The organism is Streptomyces sp. rh34 (assembly GCF_002551245.1).
Lineage (GTDB): Bacteria > Actinomycetota > Actinomycetes > Streptomycetales > Streptomycetaceae > Streptomyces.
Genome location: NZ_NTGZ01000069.1, coordinates 12005 through 30650 on the forward strand (window position 1 = coordinate 12005; position 18646 = coordinate 30650).

Annotated in this window: 10 protein-coding genes and 3 pseudogenes; 4 read left to right on the forward strand and 9 right to left on the reverse strand. The window is 70.4% G+C overall.

Translation table 11 applies throughout. From position 1 onward, the window contains the following. Nucleotides 1-54 precede the first annotated feature (54 nt). Together CR470_RS15525 and CR470_RS15530 are read left to right on the forward strand one after the other, a co-directional pair. Complete coding sequence (locus tag CR470_RS15525) at nt 55-894, forward strand: class I SAM-dependent methyltransferase (RefSeq protein WP_097868183.1); 840 nt, start codon at nt 55-57, stop codon at nt 892-894. A 104-nt stretch (nt 895-998) separates the two neighbouring features. Next, a complete protein-coding gene (locus CR470_RS15530; RefSeq protein WP_257138685.1) occupies nt 999-1460 on the forward strand; it encodes a nuclear transport factor 2 family protein in 462 nt (153 codons plus the stop codon). A 114-nt stretch (nt 1461-1574) separates the two neighbouring features. Here CR470_RS15530 and CR470_RS15535 read toward each other — a convergent pair whose 3' ends face one another. After that, nucleotides 1575-2381, reverse strand: coding sequence for an SGNH/GDSL hydrolase family protein (locus CR470_RS15535; RefSeq protein WP_097868184.1), 807 nt, complete (start codon nt 2379-2381; stop codon nt 1575-1577). Between the two features lie 385 nt (nt 2382-2766). Continuing rightward, nucleotides 2767-3081, reverse strand: a pseudogene (locus CR470_RS15540) (molybdopterin-dependent oxidoreductase); the annotation flags it as partial. A 101-nt stretch (nt 3082-3182) separates the two neighbouring features. Between CR470_RS15540 and CR470_RS40510 the strand changes: the two are divergent. Next, nucleotides 3183-3230 (forward strand): annotated as a pseudogene (locus tag CR470_RS40510) (hypothetical protein); the annotation flags it as partial. A 66-nt stretch (nt 3231-3296) separates the two neighbouring features. Here CR470_RS40510 and CR470_RS15550 read toward each other — a convergent pair. The 6 genes from CR470_RS15550 to CR470_RS15585 form a co-directional block, all read right to left on the reverse strand. Further along, complete coding sequence (locus tag CR470_RS15550) at nt 3297-3902, reverse strand: hypothetical protein (protein ID WP_097868191.1); 606 nt, start codon at nt 3900-3902, stop codon at nt 3297-3299. Nucleotides 3903-4260: 358 nt separating this feature from the next. Continuing rightward, on the reverse strand, nt 4261-6351 hold the full coding sequence (locus CR470_RS40515) for a wHTH domain-containing protein (protein ID WP_257138681.1): 2091 nt from the start codon (nt 6349-6351) through the stop codon (nt 4261-4263). Beyond that, nucleotides 6327-9404, reverse strand: coding sequence for an HD domain-containing protein (locus CR470_RS40520; RefSeq protein WP_257138682.1), 3078 nt, complete (start codon nt 9402-9404; stop codon nt 6327-6329). The genes CR470_RS40515 and CR470_RS40520 overlap by 25 nt, the downstream gene beginning before the upstream one ends. A 1497-nt stretch (nt 9405-10901) precedes the next feature. Continuing rightward, nucleotides 10902-14675, reverse strand: a complete 3774-nt coding sequence (locus tag CR470_RS15575; protein WP_097868185.1) for a caspase, EACC1-associated type — start codon at nt 14673-14675, stop codon at nt 10902-10904. Further along, nucleotides 14672-15088, reverse strand: coding sequence for a hypothetical protein (locus tag CR470_RS15580; protein ID WP_097868186.1), 417 nt, complete (start codon nt 15086-15088; stop codon nt 14672-14674). The genes CR470_RS15575 and CR470_RS15580 overlap by 4 nt, the downstream gene beginning before the upstream one ends. Nucleotides 15089-15269: 181 nt before the next feature. After that, a complete protein-coding gene (locus CR470_RS15585) occupies nt 15270-16901 on the reverse strand; it encodes a hypothetical protein (protein WP_143663813.1) in 1632 nt (543 codons plus the stop codon). 86 nt (nt 16902-16987) lie between these two features. Between CR470_RS15585 and CR470_RS15590 the strand changes: the two genes are divergently transcribed. Continuing rightward, nucleotides 16988-17593, forward strand: a complete 606-nt coding sequence (locus CR470_RS15590) for a restriction endonuclease (protein ID WP_257138684.1) — start codon at nt 16988-16990, stop codon at nt 17591-17593. Between the two features lie 667 nt (nt 17594-18260). On the opposite strand, the pseudogene CR470_RS40065 reads toward CR470_RS15590, so the two are convergent. Next, nucleotides 18261-18646: pseudogene (locus CR470_RS40065) on the reverse strand (transcriptional regulator); the annotation flags it as partial.

Genomic DNA, 18646 nt, shown 5'->3' on the forward strand with positions numbered 1-18646 from the left:
GAGCGCCGAATATCCACTCGCGCCCTTCCTGGGCCAGTGGGTAGCTTTCCGGACATGTACTCTCCGACTCCGGACGACTGGCGCGACACCAACCGCGCGCGCTGGGACGAACGCGTGCCGATCCACGTGGCGAGCGACTACTACGAGCTGGACGCGTTCCTGGCGGGCAAGGACGTGCTGCGCGCCTTCGAGCTGGCCGAGGTCGGCGACGTCACCGGGAAGACCCTGCTGCACCTCCAGTGCCATTTCGGCCTGGACACCCTCTCCTGGGCGCGACGCGGCGCCGCACAGGTGGTGGGCCTCGACTTCTCCGAGCCCGCCGTCGAGACCGCCCGGGGCCTGGCCAGGTCGCTGGAACTGGGCCCGGACCGGGCGTCGTTCGTCGCGGCCGACGTGTACGACGCACCGGCCGCCGTCCCCGACCCCGCGTACGACATCGTCTACACGGGCATCGGCGCGCTGGGCTGGCTGCCCGACCTCGACCGCTGGGCCGAGACCGCCGCTTCGCTGGTCGCGCCCGGCGGATTCCTCTACCTCGCGGAGTTCCATCCGCTGACCGACTCGATGGACGAGACCGGATCGGTCGTCACCGACGACTACTTCAGCCGCGACGCCTGGGTGGACGAGACGCCCGGCACGTACGCCGACCTCGACGCGCCGACCGTGCACAACCGCAGCGTCGAGTGGCAGCACCCGGTGGGGCGGGTGGTCACGGCGCTCGCCGCGGCCGGCCTGCGGATCGAATTCCTCCATGAGCACGATTCCTCGCTCGTCCAGCGGTTCGGCACGCTGGAGCGCCACGCGGACGGCCACTACCGCTTTCCGGCGGGCCGGCCGAGAATCCCGCTGATGTACTCGATCAAGGCGTCGCGCCCCGCGGATTATCAGGGATAGCCGCGGGCGGCCTTGCTCCTCGGGGCTTCTCCGGCCGATTGTCAGTGGCGGGGTACAGACTCCTTTCCATGACCGACATGACAGGCGGAACGGCGGGCGGAGCCATGCCCGGGACGGCTTCCAGCACGCGCGGGACGGCTTCCAGCACCACGCCCGGGACGACGACGGCCGCGCTGCGCGGGGCGGTCGAGGCGTACTGGTCGGCGGCCGAGGCGCGCGACTGGAACGCGTTCGGGGCGACCCTCGCCGAGGGCGTGGTGTACGACCTGCCGCAGACACGGGAGCGGATCCTCGGCAAGGAGCGGTATCTCCGGTTCAACCAGGAGTATCCGGGTGACTGGCACGTCCGGGTCGAGCGGATCGTCGCCGACGCGGAGGGCCTGCAGGCCGCCGCCCGGACCGGGTTCGCCGTGACGGGCGATCAGCCGGGGCAGGAGCCGCAGGAGATGGACGCCATCCACTTCTTCACGTTCGACGAGAAGGGCCTGATCACCGGGGTGACGGACTTCTGGCCCGAGTCGTACGAGCCTCCGGCCGGCCGCGAGCACCTGGTCGAGCGCTACTGAGAACGGCGGCCCACCGGTCACCCGGTGAACCGCCGTTCCGTACGCGGAGCGCCACCGCGGAAGCAACACCGCCGAGTACGCCACCGAGTCACGCCATCGAGCTACGCCACCGAGCTACACCGCCGAGCGGAAGGCGGGCAGATAGCCGCCCGACTGCCCTGCGGCCTTGGGGTGGTACGAGTTGTGGATCGGCACCGTGACGCTGTGGAGCCAGGCGTCTCCGGAGCACAGCTCGTGCCCGGTGAATTCGTCCACCACGCCGGAGAAGGTGAACCCGGCGTCGGCGGACCGCTTGGCGAGGACGTCGTTGAGTACGTCCGACGCGTTGTTGATCGCGGTCCGTTCGGCCTCGGAGAGCCCAGCGAAGCAGCTGCCGGACAGCTTATAGAAGCGCGGGTAGCCGAGAACCACGACCTGGGCCTGCGGGGCGCGGGCCCGGATGCCGTCGTAGAGCGAATCGAGGCGGCCGGGCAGGGAGTTGTTCATCCGCGAGATGGCGTTGTTCACGCTGTTGATGCAGGTGGCCTCGCTCGACAGCACGCAGTCCTGCATGACGGCGGCGAACCCGACGTCATTGCCTCCGGCGGTGACACTGACCAGGGAGGTGGACCGGTTGAGCACGCCGAGCTGGCCGCTCGCCACGGACGAGGTGGTCGCTCCCGAACAGGCGACGAAGTCGAACGAGGCGGGGGAGTTCGCCGCCTGCCACAGATACGGGTAGGCGTTGGCGCTGCGCCGGCAGTCGCCGCTGTCGGAGAGGTAGTTTCCGGCGCCGACACCCGAGGAGTAGGAGTCGCCGAGCGCGACATAGCCGCCCGCGGCGGCCGAGTCCGTCGCGGAAGCCGGTCCCGCGACGCCGAGAGCGGCCACGGCGGCGAGCGCCAGCGTGACGACCGATGCGCGAATTCTGCGTACTGACATGGCTGCCAGCCCTTCGAAGTGTGGGGGGATGAGGGGAGGGAGGACGAGCTGTGGGGGACGGGTGAGGGGTTGAGGGAGCGATGCAGTTTCTAGCAGCTCGCGGTACCCGCCGGTAATGCCCGCGCGAGAAGTCGTCTGATATGCCCGAATGATCGTTCGGCGGCCCATGCTCCGCGCGTAGATAAACCCTCAACTCCCCGTCGGTACAGCCACGTTCAAGGCAATTCCGTGCGTACCCACGCGTGCTCGACGCTGGGCGGTGGCGACCCTCGACGAGCGCCGTCGGGCATCGCATGCCGGTGATTCCGGGCTCCCGAGGGCCCCGTCCGGGTTCCTGCGGCTTTCCTCCGGCGTCGCGAGGGGCCGGTGAGTTCATCCGAACGGTTTAACTTCCGGCGCGCGGCCGGGAGGTGGTCGCCCCCGGCTGATCCCCGGCGTGCGCCGGGGAGTCGTCGGCTCCGACCCACACCCGGGTGTGGGCGCTGACATAGCGGGCTCCGCAGCGGTCCCGTGGCACCACCAGCTTGCTGCCGACCCGCTCCAGCGGCCGGTCGCCCATACGGGTGGCGAGCAGGACGGGCGCATCGCCGAAATCCGCGTCGAGCTCCGTCCAGGACAGCACGGCGTGGTGCCCGTCCCCGCCGGTGACAGCGAGCAGGAAGAGAGAACGGTCCTTACGGCGGCGGGCGTCGAAGGCGGGCCTCCGAGGCGACCTTTCGGGCATGCCGGCCGACCTACGCACCGCCTTCGGCATCCACGCGCTGGGCCCCGCTCGCCGACGACACGAACCCCTCGCACCGGATGCTCCTGGAGACCCCGGACGTCTTTCTCGCGCACGACGGCTCGTGGGCCCGCACGGCCGAGGCCCTGCACCTGCACGTCAACACCCCAGACCCCCCGCCCCGGGACCGGCCCCTAGGACTTCGCTCCGCAGGAAGGGGCCGGTCGCACGCTCAAGACGGTCGCCTGTGGGGCGACGACCACGCCCTCGGCATCGGTGCGGACGGTGACGTTGCGCCGGTCGGCGCCGACCAGTTCACCGCAGACGGCTCCGGTGTCGGTCCGCAGCTCCACCAGATGCGTGGGAGCGGCGTCCGTCGTCATCCAGGCGAGGACGAGTGCGCCGACCACCAGAACGACGCCGAGCACGCAGCAGACGGTCGCCCGGAGCAACGCGCGCCGCACGCGGGACACCTCCTGCGTCGTCCACTGCCGCAACGCCTGCCCGCCGAGCAGGATCTCCTTCCCCGGCAACCCGTGAGCCGCTCGGACCGCCAGCAGCGAACCGGTGAGCAGCAGGGCGAAGGACGACAGCACCAGGCCGGCCGCCGTGTCGCGCGCCCAGTCCGGCAGTGCCGTCAGGTCGTCCCTGCCTTTCAACAGGACGAGCACCGCCAGGAGCGCCGTGAGCCCCGTCAGACCGGTGCGCCAGCCCTCGGCCTGCCTGCGCAGTTCCGGAAGAGTGGTGAACTCCAGCTCGCGGGCGAACTCGGCCCAGCGACGGTCGGAGTGGGGGGTCACCGGCTCATCCGCCAGCTCGCCCCGCACCCGCGATACGAGGTGTCGGGCGGGCACTGCGGATGCGCGTGGCCGCATTCGCAGAAATGCACCTCTTCGGACAAGGGGTCCGGCGCGGTTGCCGTTACTCCCGTCGACGGCCCTCCGCGCAGGCGGTCCAGTACCCCCTTTCCGCCGGTCCCCGGAACGCCCCACCGGAACAGCGTCTTCGTACGGCCATGGCACCGCGGACACGTACCGGAGACGAGCACCCCCGCGTCGTCCGGTTCGGCCCGCTGGGTGAACGGACCGGGATCGACCTCACCGAGATCCTCCTCGGCGTAGGACAGGCCGTGGTCGTGCGGTCGGCTCCGCGTCATGGTCATACACCATCCTCGTGCTCGGCGACGGGCGTCAGGTCCAGCCCGAACATGTCTGCGTACACGGCCAGTCGCTCCCGGACCCACTCGGCCGTCTCTCCCACGGCCCCGGCGCAGGCGAGGAGACGTTTCGGGGTCACCTGCCCGCCGATCGCGGGCAGTTTTCCGTCGAACCCCTCGGAGAGGATGGCCAGGTCCTGCCAGCGGGGCACGATGGCGGGAACGTGAGTGATCGTGGGCTCCCCCGGTTCCAGAGCCAGATACGGCGTGACGCGAAGCCAGGTGTCGCTCAGGGGCTCGCCGATGCGGCCGGCGATGCTCACGAGGTCGAGGGCCGTCAGAGGGGACCCGACGGGGGAGACGCGATGGCCGGGATCCACGGCCGCGACGTCATGGGGGCCCGGCGCGACATCAGGAAGGGCGGCCACCGCCTCGGCCGAAAGCTCGGGGACGAGAGCGCCGATGGCACGCAGCGGAGCCAGCGTCTCGAACGCGGTACGCACCCCCATGACGCGGGCCTCGGCGTAGGTGACGAGCTTGTGAGCGGTGAGCGTGGCCCAGCGGGGGGTCTCGAACCACTCGGAGTCGCCGTCCTCGTCGGGATCGATCTCGATCAGGGCCGAGGTCTCGTGCCAGGTGGGGCTGAACTCCTTGAGCGGACCGGGCAGCTTCGGCGCCACCAGCCCCTCGCTGAGATCCAGTCGACGGGCCTCCCGGCGGGCGGTCTTCCACAGGTAGGCGAGCTTCTGCCGCAGTTGCTGACTGGCGGCGAACAGAACGGCCGATGTGGCGGGTACCGGGTAGTCGGCGCCGTCCCACGAGGGGTCCGTGCCGGAGAACGCGTACCTGCTGGGCGTCGGCAGGTCGTTCCAGGCACGCAGCAGGTGAGCCGCGTCGACGAGATCCACCCCGGCGGCACGCAGTTCCTCGCCGACCCAGGAGAGGTCCTCGTGGGACATCGTGTGCGGCTGTACGTACGCGAGGTCCCGGAGGGAGACGCCGTCCTCCAGCCGCGCACCGGCGTCGTGCAGCCGGCCCACGAACTCTCCCGCGTCGGGGGACGGGATCTCCCTCCGGCCGGGCGAGCCCTTCCGGTAGCGCCGCCGGTGGGTCAGGCCGAGAGCGCTCGCCTCCTCGGCGAGGATCCGATCGGCCTTCCGCAGCGGGATCTCCCATTCCGCCGCGAGGTCGATGGTGGCGGCCCAGGGCAGCAGGGCGCTCCCGGCTCCCGTATCGACGGCGTAGCGCCCGAAGAGCGGGAACAGGTCGTCCGGTACGGCGGCCCAGCGGTCGACCGCGTCGGGGCCCGGGACCGGGCGCAGCCAGCTGAAGGCGGTGATCCTGCGCAGTGCTTCACGAGGGCTGATCCCCGCGCGCAGGGCGACCGTCCGGATGTCCCAGGGCGTCGTCACCGGCCTCCAGTCCGTCTTGCTCACCTGGAGGTAGAGGAGGGCCAGTTCGTCCTCGGTGCAGACGTGGTCCCGGTGCCAGTCGGGCACAGCGAACGGCAGGCCCGCCGCGAACGGAGCGAACTTGGCGCAGGAGTCGGCCAGTTCCCCCAGCCTGCGGCCAAGTCTGGCCGAGGTGCGCGCGATGCCGCTGAGGTCCTCCGGCCGATGCTGATAGAAGATCTCATCGACGGCGGCACTACTCAGCCTGGGCACCCGCCTGCCCCCGGCGGTGACGGCGTGAGACTGCCGGCGTTCGCGGTCCGGGCCGAGAAGGCCGCCCATGATGTTCAGATCCGTCCGATCGGGCGTCCAGTCGAGGGCGCCGGGCTGGACCGGGGGACCGGCGAGCCGGGGGTGGGCGATGCGCATGCCCCGCGTGGCGCGCAACACGTCCGACACGGTCATGCCGTGCCGGCCCGCGAGCGTCACCGCCCTGCGCCAGTCTCCCTGGACCTTGGTGGCGATGTCCGACCAGCCCGGCTGCGGCACCGGGTAGCCCTCGGTCGACAGCGGCCCGCCTTCCTGCTCGCTGCGGTGGGTCTGCCCCAGGACGGCGAACCGCCAGGGCCCCACCGAGGCCCGGAGCCGCCCCTCCTCGCCGTACTGGCGATGCGACTTCAGGTCGCGTCGAGCCTGAACCACCCGACCTCGTCGAGGTTCACCGACCGGCCGTGTTCGGTCAACGCCTGTACGCTCCGTCCGCGCCACTCCTCCCAGAGAATCCGGGCAACGGTGGAGTTCCGGGACTCCATGGTCTGCAGCCAGCCGAGGCTCAGCTTGGGCCAGTCGGCGAGGGCCGAGGCCCCCAGGCGCATCTGCTCGCGCGCCCACCGGATGTCGTAGTGCTCCAGCTTGTTCCGGTTGACGCTGAGCCGCCCCGCCTGTTCGCCGGACAGGTTGAGGACGTAGCCGAAGGTCCGCTTGTCGGCGGCGATGCCGTCGCAGACGATCGCCCCGTCCCCCTCGACCCACCACAGGACACCCGGCACCGCTTCGACGGCGGAGCCCGTATCGACGCCGAACGCACTTCCGCCCGGCTGGAGCCGTCCGGGCTCCCACACGCTCTTCACGCCGTCCTCGCCCCGTACCTCAAGGTCGAACTCGCTGACCAGCACCAGGGACCGCAGCGCCGACCTGCAGGAACTGCCGCTCATGCGCGAGGACTCCCGGAGGTAGAGCCGTACCCGAGTCCCGCCGTCGGCCAGGACCTCTCCGTCGCGCTCGTCAGCCTCCCGTACGCGGAACAGGCTGCCGCTGACGGGAATCTCCACACGCAGCGCGCGCTCGGCGGGACGCCCGTCGGTGCCCACCGGCCGGGTGAGGACCGTCATCTCGTCGGCGAGCATGAAGTAGCTGAACACCCCGATTCCGAATCGGCTGTTGGGGTATAGCCGCAGGGCCCTGTCCTGCCGGAGCCAGGCGGCCTGCTCGCGGTGGAACGCATGGGACTGGTCGAATCGGCGCCCCGCCCGGGTGAAGGTGTTCCTGAGCTGGTCGACGGTCATGCCCACGCCGTTGTCGACGCACTCGACGTAGTGACCTCGGTCGTCCTTCCCCGTCTCGATGCGGATGTGGCCCTCCCACGGCCGGGGCTCCTTGCCGCAGGCGCGGAGGTAGCGGATCCGCATGTCCCGGTAGCGGCAGGCGTCCAGGGCGTTCTGGTACAGCTCCCGAAGGGCCAGATCGCTCTTGCCGTCGTACAGCTGCTTGCCCATCAGCAGCCGGCGGATCTCCGTCTGCGCCAGGGAGAAGCGCGAGAGGGGTACGTCGTAGACGTCCAGGCCGCCCTGCTCGTCCGGGCGCAGCCGGTGGTCGGTCAGCCGTGCGGGCAGGCCCCCCAGCAGGGCGGCCTCGTCGACCGGCAGGCGTCCGGCGGTCTCCCTGAGCAGGTGACCGAGTTCGTCGGCATCCTCCACCACGGAGGCCAGCGCGGAGTGGATTGCCGGGTGCGGGCAGACGGCGTCCAGATGCAGATACGGAGACGTGTCGCCTCCCGGATCCGGATCCCAGACGGCGTCCCGGAGCACGGTGATCACCTCGCGGGGCACCACCGGGTCGGATACGGCGAGGTGCTCGGCGACGACCTCCGGCAGTCGCCGGGCGTCGAAGGCGAGCAGCCCGGCCAACCGCAACAGCGCGGCGAGGGGCCGGATCCGCAGGCGCTGCGAGGTCCTCCGTACGACATGGCGCTCGGGAAGGGTGAGCCGCTGCTCCTCGGGCGGAGCGCCGAGAACGAGGCCCGCGGCGACCGTGCGCAGGGCTGTGGCCAGTTGAGCGGCCCGGCCCGTCGGCACCTCACCCGTGGCAGGAGGAGTGGCCTCCAGCACGTGGGAGACGAACCCGTTGACCCACCCGTCGGGCACGGCCTTCTCGTCGGTGGCGAACCGTTCGCCGATCCACCGGTGCACGAGCCACAGCATGACGGCGTTGTGGTCGTCCGAGGGGCCGGTCTCCCACCGGTACCAGTCGGCGAGCTTCTCGGCGATCTGCGGGTGGTACTCCGTGATCTGCTCGTAGTGGCGTCGCTGGTCGTCGGCGTCGGTCACCCGGTGCATGAGGCGCGGGCGGAGCTCGGCCGCCTGGCTCAGCCGGTCGGCCCAGGCCGCCTCGTGCAGGAGAACGCCGGCGATCAGCGCGGTGACCTCGAGGGCGGACAGTTCGGCGTCCTTCGGCAGCAACGACGGCAACCGGTCGCGGACCAGTCGCACCGGATAGTCGTCGTCGGCCCAGGGGTCGGGCAGCCGTTCCTGCGCATGGTGGACGTGGCGCGCCACATCTGCGGCGAGCGAGCTGAGGCAGTCCTGGAGAGGGCCGACGGACTCCCTCTCGTTCTGCGCCACGCGGTCCCACAGGGCCGGCGCGCGTACGACGTCCTGCCACGCCTCCAGCAGCCGCCTGCCGTGGGCGACCTCCCGCGACCTGGTCTCCGACTCCAGGTCGCTGCCGTAACGGATCCACACCTGCTGCCGTCCCGCCCGCGCCCGCCGGGCCAGGGACTGTGTCTCCCGCTTGGCCGCCTGGTACACCTGATCCACGGTGGCGGCTTCGGTCAGGGGGTCGAACGCGCGGGCAAGGGCCAGCGAGAAGAAGCTGCCCGCCTCGGCGAACCCGCTGCGCTCCCCGGGCGCGCACCCGGTCATCATGGCGAAGCCGGCGTGCGGCGGCCCCTGGGTGATATGGCTGCCGAACGCGATGCTCTCCTGACCCCCTTCACCCCCTTCCCTGCCGTCCCCTTCGCGCTCGTCGGCGCGACAGGCGTCGATCAGCCACAGCACGGTGTCGGCACGGCAGCCGGCCAGATACTTGCTGATGTCGGCGTCCAGCAGGGACTCCCGGACATGCGGCTGCTCCCACCCACGCCCTGCGCCCCCCGCGCCCTCCGCGTCGGCGGGAGGGGCCAGCGCGTCGGCGGGTACCAGATAGTCGGTGGCGCCGATGCGTACGCCGTGACCGGTGAAGTAGACCAGCAGCGTGCTTCCGGCCCTCGCCCCGCTCGACAGCGCGGTGATGCGTTCGGTGATCTCGTTGCGTGTCGGATCACGCAACGACTCCACTGTGTAGCCGCTGCCGCGGAGCGCACCGCTCATGACCCGCAGATCAGCTTCGACGGTCGCGCCCAGAGCCGGCAGTCGCTCCTCGGCTCCGGGGTTGTCACCCACGCCGATCAGAAGAGCTGTGCGCTCGTGGTCCTTCATACGCCCCCCCGGGTCAACTGAAGGATCACATGGTCTCACCAGACGACCCCGAGGCCCTCGAAGGCGCTCAGCCGTCGAGGAGCCGCCGGAGACCGTCGGGTCGGCGGTCTCCCCTCGAAAAGCACGCCTTCGGCGCTCAGGGCGTCCGCGGCGGTGTCCGAGCGGGAGAGGCCGAGTCACTGGAACCCGGGGCTGACCCTCCCGGTGGCCGTGAGTACCCGCCAAGGGCCGGGGCATTGGCCAACAGGGCGTGCAGCCCGGGGAGCCCTCGTCCGCGTCCCGTACCAGAGGCTCTGCGGTGTCCCTGGTAGGTGGCAGCCGCCCGCCCAGTGCCCTGAGCCACCCAGGACCGGATCTCGGTACGCAGTGCCTCCGTCACACTGCGGCGCGGTGTCATCAGCAGCCTGGTCCCCGTCGGGCAGCAGGCCCGCCCCCACGAGCACATGGACGGCGTTCCGCGAACGCGACCGTTCCTGCGGCTTCTTAAATTGCCGCGTCGCCTTCGCCCGGGCCGGGGCGAGCGCGAACCCCTCGACCTCCGGGGTCGAACACACCTTGGCGAACCCGGCGACGAGATGACCTTCCACCCGCCAAGGCCGACCTGGACCAGGTCGACGTCGAGGACCTCTCCCCTGTGCGACAGGAAGTCGCGGTGCGCCTGGACGAGGGTGTCGAGGTCGAAGCGGCACACCAGGGCGGCACAGGTGATTGGCTGGAGATGCGTCCCGGTCGGGCGGCCCCAGCTGCAACTCGACCACGACGAGCCGCCCGGTCGCATCCAGTCCGAGCACGTCGAGCCGATCCCGGTCGGTTACTGATCTTGCCGGCGCCGATGATGTTTGCCCCGGTCAGAGCGCCGGTCTGTCGTGGTCTCGGACGGTACCGAAAGGGCTTGGGAAGCGGGTTGGCTCCCAGATGGCCCCCGGGAATCGGCAGCGTGAGCGGGACCGAACCAGGTCGCGCCTTGTCTCCCTACGGGGCACAGGAGTTCCTCGCAGCCCCGGTAATCGCCGCTGTCCAGGTCGTACCGGGCGAGCACCTGGCCGAGATAGGCGTAGAAGTCCCGGACCGAGTCCGCGAACCCGTCGAACTGCACGAACGACGTGCTGACCCGCTCCAGCCCGTCCTGCGTGGCCGTGCCGCCCGGCTCGGCGGCCAGCTCCCGCCGCCCTCGCGCAGCTTCGCCATCACGTCCGGGACGGCCAGGAGCGTGCCGCAGAAGACCCGCTTGATCGCGGGGTGCTCCAGCCGCTCGGGCGCGCTGAGGTACGCGTACGCGTCCAGGCGGCGGGTCTCGTCGGCCTCGGGAGCCGAGGACGCGTCGCCGGGTTCCGGCGGCGTGCCGGGTGCGGGTTCCTCCATGTCCGCGAGGTTACGTGGCGGGGCTGACAGGCGGTGCGGGGCGGCCGGAACTGGTCTCCGGGCAACCGGCGCGTCGGCCTCGGGCACGCTGGAGCCGGGGCGTTCGGGGCGGGTCGGCTTAGCAGGGGCAGAAGGTCATCCCTGCTTCTCGTCGGTGTCGTACAGCCGCCAGGCGGGCCAACGCGCCGCTTCGGCTTCGCCGTCACCACCGCCCAGCAGGTTCCGGCGATGCAGCACGAGCCGGAGGTGGCGCGCCGCGTCGCCGTCCTCTCCCCCTCCTCGATCGAGAAGCACGGCTTGGGGAGCTGCTCCGCCGACGCCACGCACCACGGCGTCCGCGGGATGCCCGTGAACGGTCTCGCCCAGCGCGACGGTGGCTTCTTCCTCCCCGCGGGAAAGGGCCTGGTAGAGGCGTTTGAGCAGCACGTCCTCGGACCCCCCACCCGGGGCTGCGCCATCCCGCTCCGAAGCCTCCAGCAGCGCGGCGCCCACGCCCCCTCGCTGTCGCCAGAGCCCCTTGTCTCCCACCACGATGAGGTGACTGCGTGCCCGGGTGATGGCGACATTCCACAGGTTCAGCTGCCCAGCGATCCACTCGACGGCGCCCGGGTGCATGCCTTGGCCGGCGACGAGCGAGAACACCATGACGTCGCGTTCGCCGCCCTGGAAGGTGTGCACCGTGCCGACGCGCAGACGTTCCTCGTCATACGGTCGCAGCCGCTTGCGCAGGGTTTCGGCCTGAGCCGTGAAGGGGGTGACGACACCGACGGTGGCCTCGGGCGGGAGCTGCTCCAGCAGATAGCGGACGCTGTCGTCCACCTTGCGGATCTCGTTCTCGTTGACCCAGGAGCCACCGAACGGAGGACGGGCGGCCCGCCCGGCCACATCCGTCCAGATGACGGCGGGGCGTCCAGCCAGAGCGGGACGGCCACGGGTGTCGGTGAGAACGGTCAGCCCACCGTCGTAGAAGAGTTCGTTGGAGATCGCGGCGATGTGCGGATGACAGCGGAAGTGCTCGTCGAGAAGCAATGTGCCGCCCGCGGACTGCTCGGCCGCGTGGAAGGCGGAGTGGCGCCGGTAGGCGAGGTGGTGCTTTTCCAGCCAGCTGGACCGCAGCCCGTTCCCGCGCCGGATGAGAGCCTCGCGGTGCGGACTGGTCTTGGTGATGTGCGTGAGCTGCATGGGGTCGCCGATGACCAGGGCGCGCCGAGCGCGGAACAGCAGCGGCAGGACGTGGGGGACGGCGCACTGGCTGGCCTCGTCGACGACGACGAGATCGAACAGGGCCGGGCCCAGCGGAAACCGCCGGGCGGAAAGGCTGGTGACGGCCCATCCGGCCACCGCGGGCGCATCCGTGGAGCCGTCCGAGCGACCCAGAACCCTCCGCATCTGCGGCCAGTCGCTGTGCTTGCCGTCCCGAGCCGCCAACAGGTCCAGAACGCGGCGGCGTCCGGCCCTCGCGGCGGCTTGGACCTTGACGGCCAGAAGTGTGCGCGAAGCGTCCTGGACGGTGGTCTCCGCGTCGTGCAGGACACGCGTGAGTTCGGTGTCGTCGACGGACGCCACGTGCTCGCGCCCGTCGGCCCATTCCGCCTCGGCCGAGGCGAAGCCGGCGAGCGCGAGGCAGCCCGCGGCGGGATCACCGGCGTGCCCCTCCAGACCGGCGCCGCGCAGGAAACGGGACCGGCGCCACGTTCCGAGGAACCGCGCGCGGGAGACACGACGTGCCTTGTCCTCCAGCTCCCTCGGCCGGGGCGGACCACCGAGCAGGTCCCTGAGTTCGGTGACGGTGACCCCGAACTGTTCCGCGTGGTGGGCGCGGGCTTCGCCTGCCTGACGAAGCCGCAGTTCGGTCTCCGCGACGTGGGCCAGACCCTGCCGTACTCCTGCCAGACGTTCGGCGGCCAGGGTGGTGGCCATGGATGCCGTGGTCACGGTGGACGACGGCTCCGGGCCGGTGCGCAGCGCGTGCAGCGCGGCGGCCTCGTGCTCGGCGTTGCTCGTGCCGTTCTTCTTCCGCGCCGAACCGGTGCGGACGACGCTGCCGGGCATCAGCTCGTCGCAGCGGCGCCAGACCTCGTCCACGGCGTCGTTGTTGGTGGACGCGACCAGTACGGTCTGGCCCGCCGCGATCGCCGTGGCCACGAGATTGGCGACCAACTGGCTCTTGCCGGTGCCGGGCGGGCCGGTGGCCACGGTGAGGCAGCGGGTCATGGCGGACCGGAGAACTGCCGCCTGGGCCTCGTTGCAGGGCAGCGGCGTCACGAGGCGCACCTGTTCGGGGCCCGTGTGGGCGATGGACCGGGCACGCTGTGAGGCGTCGGGCGCGAGGGCCCCGAGGGCGGTCTTCCCGATCTGGTCCGTCCGCTCGGCGATGCCGGCGATGTCTTTGAGGAGGTTCTTCGTGAAGCCTGTCTGGGGGCGCGCCGCGAACAGGACCGCCGTGTTGCGGGCCCCGTGGCCGGGTGTGCGGACGTCGATGCGGTCGGCGAGCTGGTCGGGACGGAGCTCCTGCACGCACGGCAGCTCGAACTCCTGCGTCAGGAGGTTCCGTACCTCGACCGCCATACGGTCATGCTGTCCTCGATGCCAGGACGGCTGAAACGTGTCGATGAGCTGGTTGGCCTCGTCCTCGCCCAGCCAGTCGTGCGCCAGCTGAGGATGCGGCTGGACCGGGCCGTACGGCTTCAGCCGCACCTCGCCCTCGTCCTGAACGATCTCCACGCGGCGTACCAGCAGAGGAGCGAACTTCGGCTGCCGCCAGGGGCGTCCGGTGCGTGGTCCGGTGAGGACCACGGCCGGGTAGCCCGCCCAGAGCTCGGCGTCCTCCTCGGCCGCTGATTCCACGAGCGGTGCCGCTTCCTTGGGGAGCGCGACGCAGCCGTCGTCGTCGACGTCGCCGGAGATGAATCTCTCCGCGCCGTCGAGGCACACGTACGACGTGTCCCGGCGGCTCACCTCCATCAGAGGTGTCTCGGCGCTCTCGGCCAGGACGCACTCGCGGTAGTAGTCCAGGAGGTTGGTCCAGGTGGGCTGTGTGTCAGCGGACTTCGTGGTACGCGGTTCCGCCGCTTCCCCGACGACGGCCCGGGGCCGAGAACTCAGAGGATCGAGGACGGGGGCCCGGCCGAAGGGGCTGTCCGCGATGACGATGCGGTCATCGACGCCGAGCGCGGACTGCACCGGCACCTGACGTCCGCCGCTCTGGGCGCGCATCCGCTGGTTGACGTGGTGGAAGAGGTCACTGACTGTCACGGCACTGCCGCCGTCCTTGCTGACCTTCCCCGTGCGCAGCGCCTCGATGACCTCACCGGTGAACGCCGAGGGCTTCACGTCATCGCCGGCGCCCGCGTCCGCGTACGAGTCCTCCCCGGCCCGCGAGGACGACAGGACGTACACGCCCCTGCTGGTCAGCGGGGGCCGCTCGCCGGACTTGGCCACGGAGTTGTCAGGCTGCCGGTCCGACGTGCGCAGACCTACGGCGAACCCGCCACTGCGACAGCAGTCGATCATCACGATCTTCTGCGGGGCGACGCACTCCTCCAGCGCGTCGTTGAGGAACCCGGCGCTGACACCGGTCGCGGCCACCCGGTCGGAGTCGGTGTCCTTGGCCACGAAGTGGAACTCGCCGCCGTCACGTACGGTGCGCACACCGTGCCCGGAGACGTACACGAGCGCGAGTTCGTCCTCGTCGCGCTCGTGGAGGAACTCGCCGATGACCGCCCGCATGTCATCGGCGGCGAGATCGGACTCTGTCTGTACGGAGACGAAGTTGCCGACCTTGTGGTGCCTCAGGACCTGGGCGAGTCCCCATACGTCCGCCCGTACGGAAGCCAGCGGGGAGAAGCGGCCGTCGTCGTAGCGCTCGTTGCCGATCAGGAGAGCCCGGCGCTTGTGGAGGCGGGTCACGCCGCGCCGTCATCCGGTTCGGGACCGTCGTCGCCCGTTACCCGGTCCTGGAACTCCCGGACCAAGCGCTCCTGCGCGGCGTCCGGGCGCCCGGTGATCTCGATGGAGTCGTCCCCGACGGTGACCACGACCTTGCGGTGCCGCTCCTTGGCGCACCACTCCTTGATCAGCGTGATCAGGATCTGGGACGCCGGCCGGGCGACGGCGGCGGTGGTGGCGGCCCAGAGGGCCACCTCGCTCATGCCCGCCCCCTTACGGCCCGGTTCGGTGGGCCCGTCGGCGTCGTGGAAGCCGACGGCGAGACCGTCGGCCCTCCGCAGACTGTCGTGCAGATCGCGGGTGAGACGCTCCTGCCGAAGTGTGTCGCCGCCGGTGGGCACGGTAAGTGTCCACGGCGATCCCCCGTCGCGCATGCGCTGCTCCTTGCCGTTCGCGTATGTGCTTGCTGGGTCTGTCCCGCGACTTTGGCACGCGGGCCTTCGTCGGGGACAACCGAGGCTGACCGGGAGGGACGGCATCCGGCCACCTCCGAGCGGCGGAGCGGCGCGGACCGTGAAGAGGCCGCTCGTCCACCGGAAACACCTGTCGTACGGGTCAGCCCGGGGACCGGTCGTCGGACGATGCCTTCTTCGGCACCACCCGTATCGCGAGTGCGGTCCCGTCCGGCCGGAAGGAACTCGCACCCCAGTCGTCGATGTCGTCCGGCTCGGGCCAGTCCTCCCTCCGTTCGTACGCCCGTCGGCGGTACTCCTCGACCTCGCCCTTCGCGAGCAGGTCGTAGAGATCTGCGGCCACGCCGGAGAACGCTTCGACGCGCGTACCGTCGATGCGGAAAACCTGGTCGGTGCCGACGTATCGCTCTCCGGCGAAACAAGCTTTCGCGTCGTGGACACTGGCAGTCCCGGCGAAGGCGGTTTCGCTGAAGTGCTTGCGCCCCTGCTCGTCGATCAAATACCGGCCGACCGTTCCACCACCCCCGGCCAGTGAGAGCTGCCCGGCGGCGTGGGCCCGGGCGACCACGCGCCCGAACCACGAGAACTCCTTCTCAGGGATCACGAAGGCGTTGTGCCGTTCCGTTCCGTTTTCCGCCGGGACAGCCACGGAGTTCACGTACGGCAGAGCCCGGCGTCCGATGGCCACATCGGCTGAATCCGCACCGGATGTCGGCCGTACCGGGAGCTCGATACCACCACCCGTGTGCAGGACGTGCACCGTCACACCGGCGGTGGCCAGGAACTCGGTCGAGGTCATGAGTGTGGGAGTCCCGTTCCGCTGCGCCAGATGGAATCGCTCCACGCGCTCACTGCCCCGGGCCAGTTGTCTGTATGTCGTGCGAGAGCTTGCGGAGGTCTTCACCTTCACGGCTTGGTGGTTGCCGTTCACGGTCACCACGAAGATGCGGGAGCCCTCACCGGGACGCCATGCCTCCAGCAGGAAGTCCGGTCGCGGTCTTGCGCCGAGAGTCCCGGCCGGCTTGGTCCGCGCGAAGCCGGGAAGCAGGACGGTTTCCGCGTCGACGATGCTGATCAGGTGGTCCGGGTACCGCTCGCGAATCACCCGTTCAGCGACAGCGAGCCCGAACGCCCGGCCCAGCTCCCTCGCCTGCATGGCCCGATAGGACAGTTCGGGAGCCTTCCCTTCATCGGTGAGGCGCAGGCTTCCGTGTCGGTCGGCGGCGAACGCCCGGCAGTACTTCAGCCCCTGCCAGTGCTCAGCCAGCCCCCTGCCTCGTCCTTGCCGGGCCAAGGTCGTACCGCGCGCGAATGTCGCGAGCAGGTTCCACGGAGTCATCCGCAAGGGGGCACGCTCGGCTCCGGGTACGTGACGCAGGTCCGGTTTGCGGGGGCCGTGGCCTTCGTTCGTGGTCTTCTTCTTCGCTCTCTCGCGGTCGACGGCAGCGGCCGCTTTTCCCACTCCGGCGATGAGCTCGGGTGATGAGTTCACCTGCACGTTCAGGAGGCCACCGAGACGCCTGATCACGTCGAAGGCTGTGGAGTCCATGCCATGGGACGGTAGGAATCGCCGATATCGACGACAAGAACGCGATTCAGGCCATGGCGGTGCAGCTGGCCGCGTCTCAGCGAGCCGGACGAGCTTCTCCTGCTCCGTACGCCCACTGATCGGAGCGCCGTTTGTCAGCCGTTGGCTGATCGGCGCCCTTATGGTTCTGTACTGCTTCCTTGATCCTGCTGTGCCAGATCCATAGGAGGAGCATGGCAGTGGCACGGAAGCGGCGGACCTCAGCTGAGCGGAGACGGCGGCAGCGGCGACTCAAGACCGGGGCCACTGTCGGCGGCCTCAGCCTTGTCGTGATGGCAACGTTCTGGAGCGTGATCTGGCCCTATCTCGTCGGTTCGGTCGTTCTCGCCGGCGTCGCTGGTGGTGGGTGGTGGCTGCGGCGTACTGATCGGTTGCTCAAGAGCGGTGATCGACGGTGGCGACACATCGAAGCCGTGAAAGCTGGACACCGCACGCTCGCCGAGGTCGACGTGATGACGGGGACAGAGTTCGAGGAGCACGTAGTGGAGCTGTGTCGGCGTGACGGGTGCACCGACGTGCGGAGGGTCGGAGGCTCACACGACAACGGAGCCGACGTACTGGGGCACCTGCCCGACGGACGGAGCATGGTGATCCAGTGCAAGCGGTACACGCCGAAGAACAAGATCCCCAGCCGTGAGGTCCGTGACCTGCTGGGCGCAAGGGTGCATTTCAAGGTCGACGTGGCGATCTTCGTGGCCACCACGTACTTCAGCGGGCCGGCTGAGAAGTTCGCCACGGAGAACGACATCCTCGCCGTCCATCGTGATCACCTCGGCTTGTGGAACAACGGAGCCTCACTGCACTCGCTCGGCGCGGTGAATGGCCTGGGGCAAGGGGACCGGCGGCACCGCGATCGGTGGAAACAGACGTATGAGTAGACCTTGAGCAACTCCGGGCGCTGCGGCTCAGACGCTTCATCGCGTGCACCACGAGGGCTGCCTTCCCGTCCAGCGAGCCATACCCGCGGGCCGCCCCCCCCCAAGGACGCTCTCATGCCGGGGCGCTCGCGTGCCAGGCTGCTTCAGCCGGATTCCGAGATCGGCTCCCCAGCGGCCCCGGGACCGAGTCAGGGCCCGATCCGCTAAGCGGGTCAGGCCCTGACCTGGTCTTACAGCTGTCGGGGTGGCGGGATGTGAACCCACGACCTCTTCGTCCCGAATCAGGGAGGCTGTGAAACCAGTCCAGGGCCCGCGACCCTCTGACCTGCGCTGTAGCACCGCATAAGCCCAGTTCAGAGGCATGAGTTCAAGGCCCGTGCCCCCCAGCCGTGCATCCCCGATACCTCTGCGACACCTCTCCGGCACCCCTCGGTTCTGGAGACGCGCACCCAGTTCACACCCAGAATCGGTAGAAGCGCCGCAGGCGTATGCCCAGGTTGGAGGGGGTGCAACGCTGGGGCTGCCCCCGACATTCGGGTGTTGCCTGCAGAAGTGGGTGTCGCACCCAGGCGAGCGCCGACTCAGGCCGGGTCGACTGCTGGCCGGGACCTCCTGGTGCCGGGACCGAGGCATGTCCGGACCCGGTGGGGCCCGACGGGCGGCGGTCTCAGCTCGCCGGGGCGGACACGGCGGCGTGCAGCTCCCGCACGCCAACGGCACGAGGGTGCCGCTGCGCCAACTCGGTCACGATGCTGCGGATTGCGGGGCGGTCTCTCACCTCACCGGGGCTCGCACGGTGGGCGTCGAGCAAGGCGCGGGCGGTCTGCTCAGGGCGGCCCCACGCCCACCAGGCACGGGCCATGTCTGTGCCCAGGCGTGCCTTCCGCTCAGCCGTGGGGAAGTGCTCGGGCCGAAGGTTCCGCCCCGCCTCCAGGGCGGCGCCGGCGTCGCCAAGGGCCCAGTGGACGCCGACGGCGTAGAGATCAACGGCGGCCGGGCTGATGGGGAGGAGACGCCCGGCAGGCGCCTGGAGCGGCAGGCGCCGTGCGGCCC

Bases quoted from the DNA above. Each gene is read 5' to 3' on its own strand.
- CR470_RS15525 (WP_097868183.1), top strand. From the start codon at position 55: ATGTACTCTCCGACTCCGGACGACTGGCGCGACACCAACCGCGCGCGC.
- CR470_RS15530 (WP_257138685.1), top strand. From the start codon at position 999: ATGCCCGGGACGGCTTCCAGCACGCGCGGGACGGCTTCCAGCACCACG.
- CR470_RS15535 (WP_097868184.1), bottom strand. From the start codon at position 2,381: ATGTCAGTACGCAGAATTCGCGCATCGGTCGTCACGCTGGCGCTCGCC.
- CR470_RS40520 (WP_257138682.1), bottom strand. From the start codon at position 9,404: ATGAAGGACCACGAGCGCACAGCTCTTCTGATCGGCGTGGGTGACAAC.
- CR470_RS15580 (WP_097868186.1), bottom strand. From the start codon at position 15,088: ATGCGCGACGGGGGATCGCCGTGGACACTTACCGTGCCCACCGGCGGC.
- CR470_RS15590 (WP_257138684.1), top strand. From the start codon at position 16,988: ATGGCAACGTTCTGGAGCGTGATCTGGCCCTATCTCGTCGGTTCGGTC.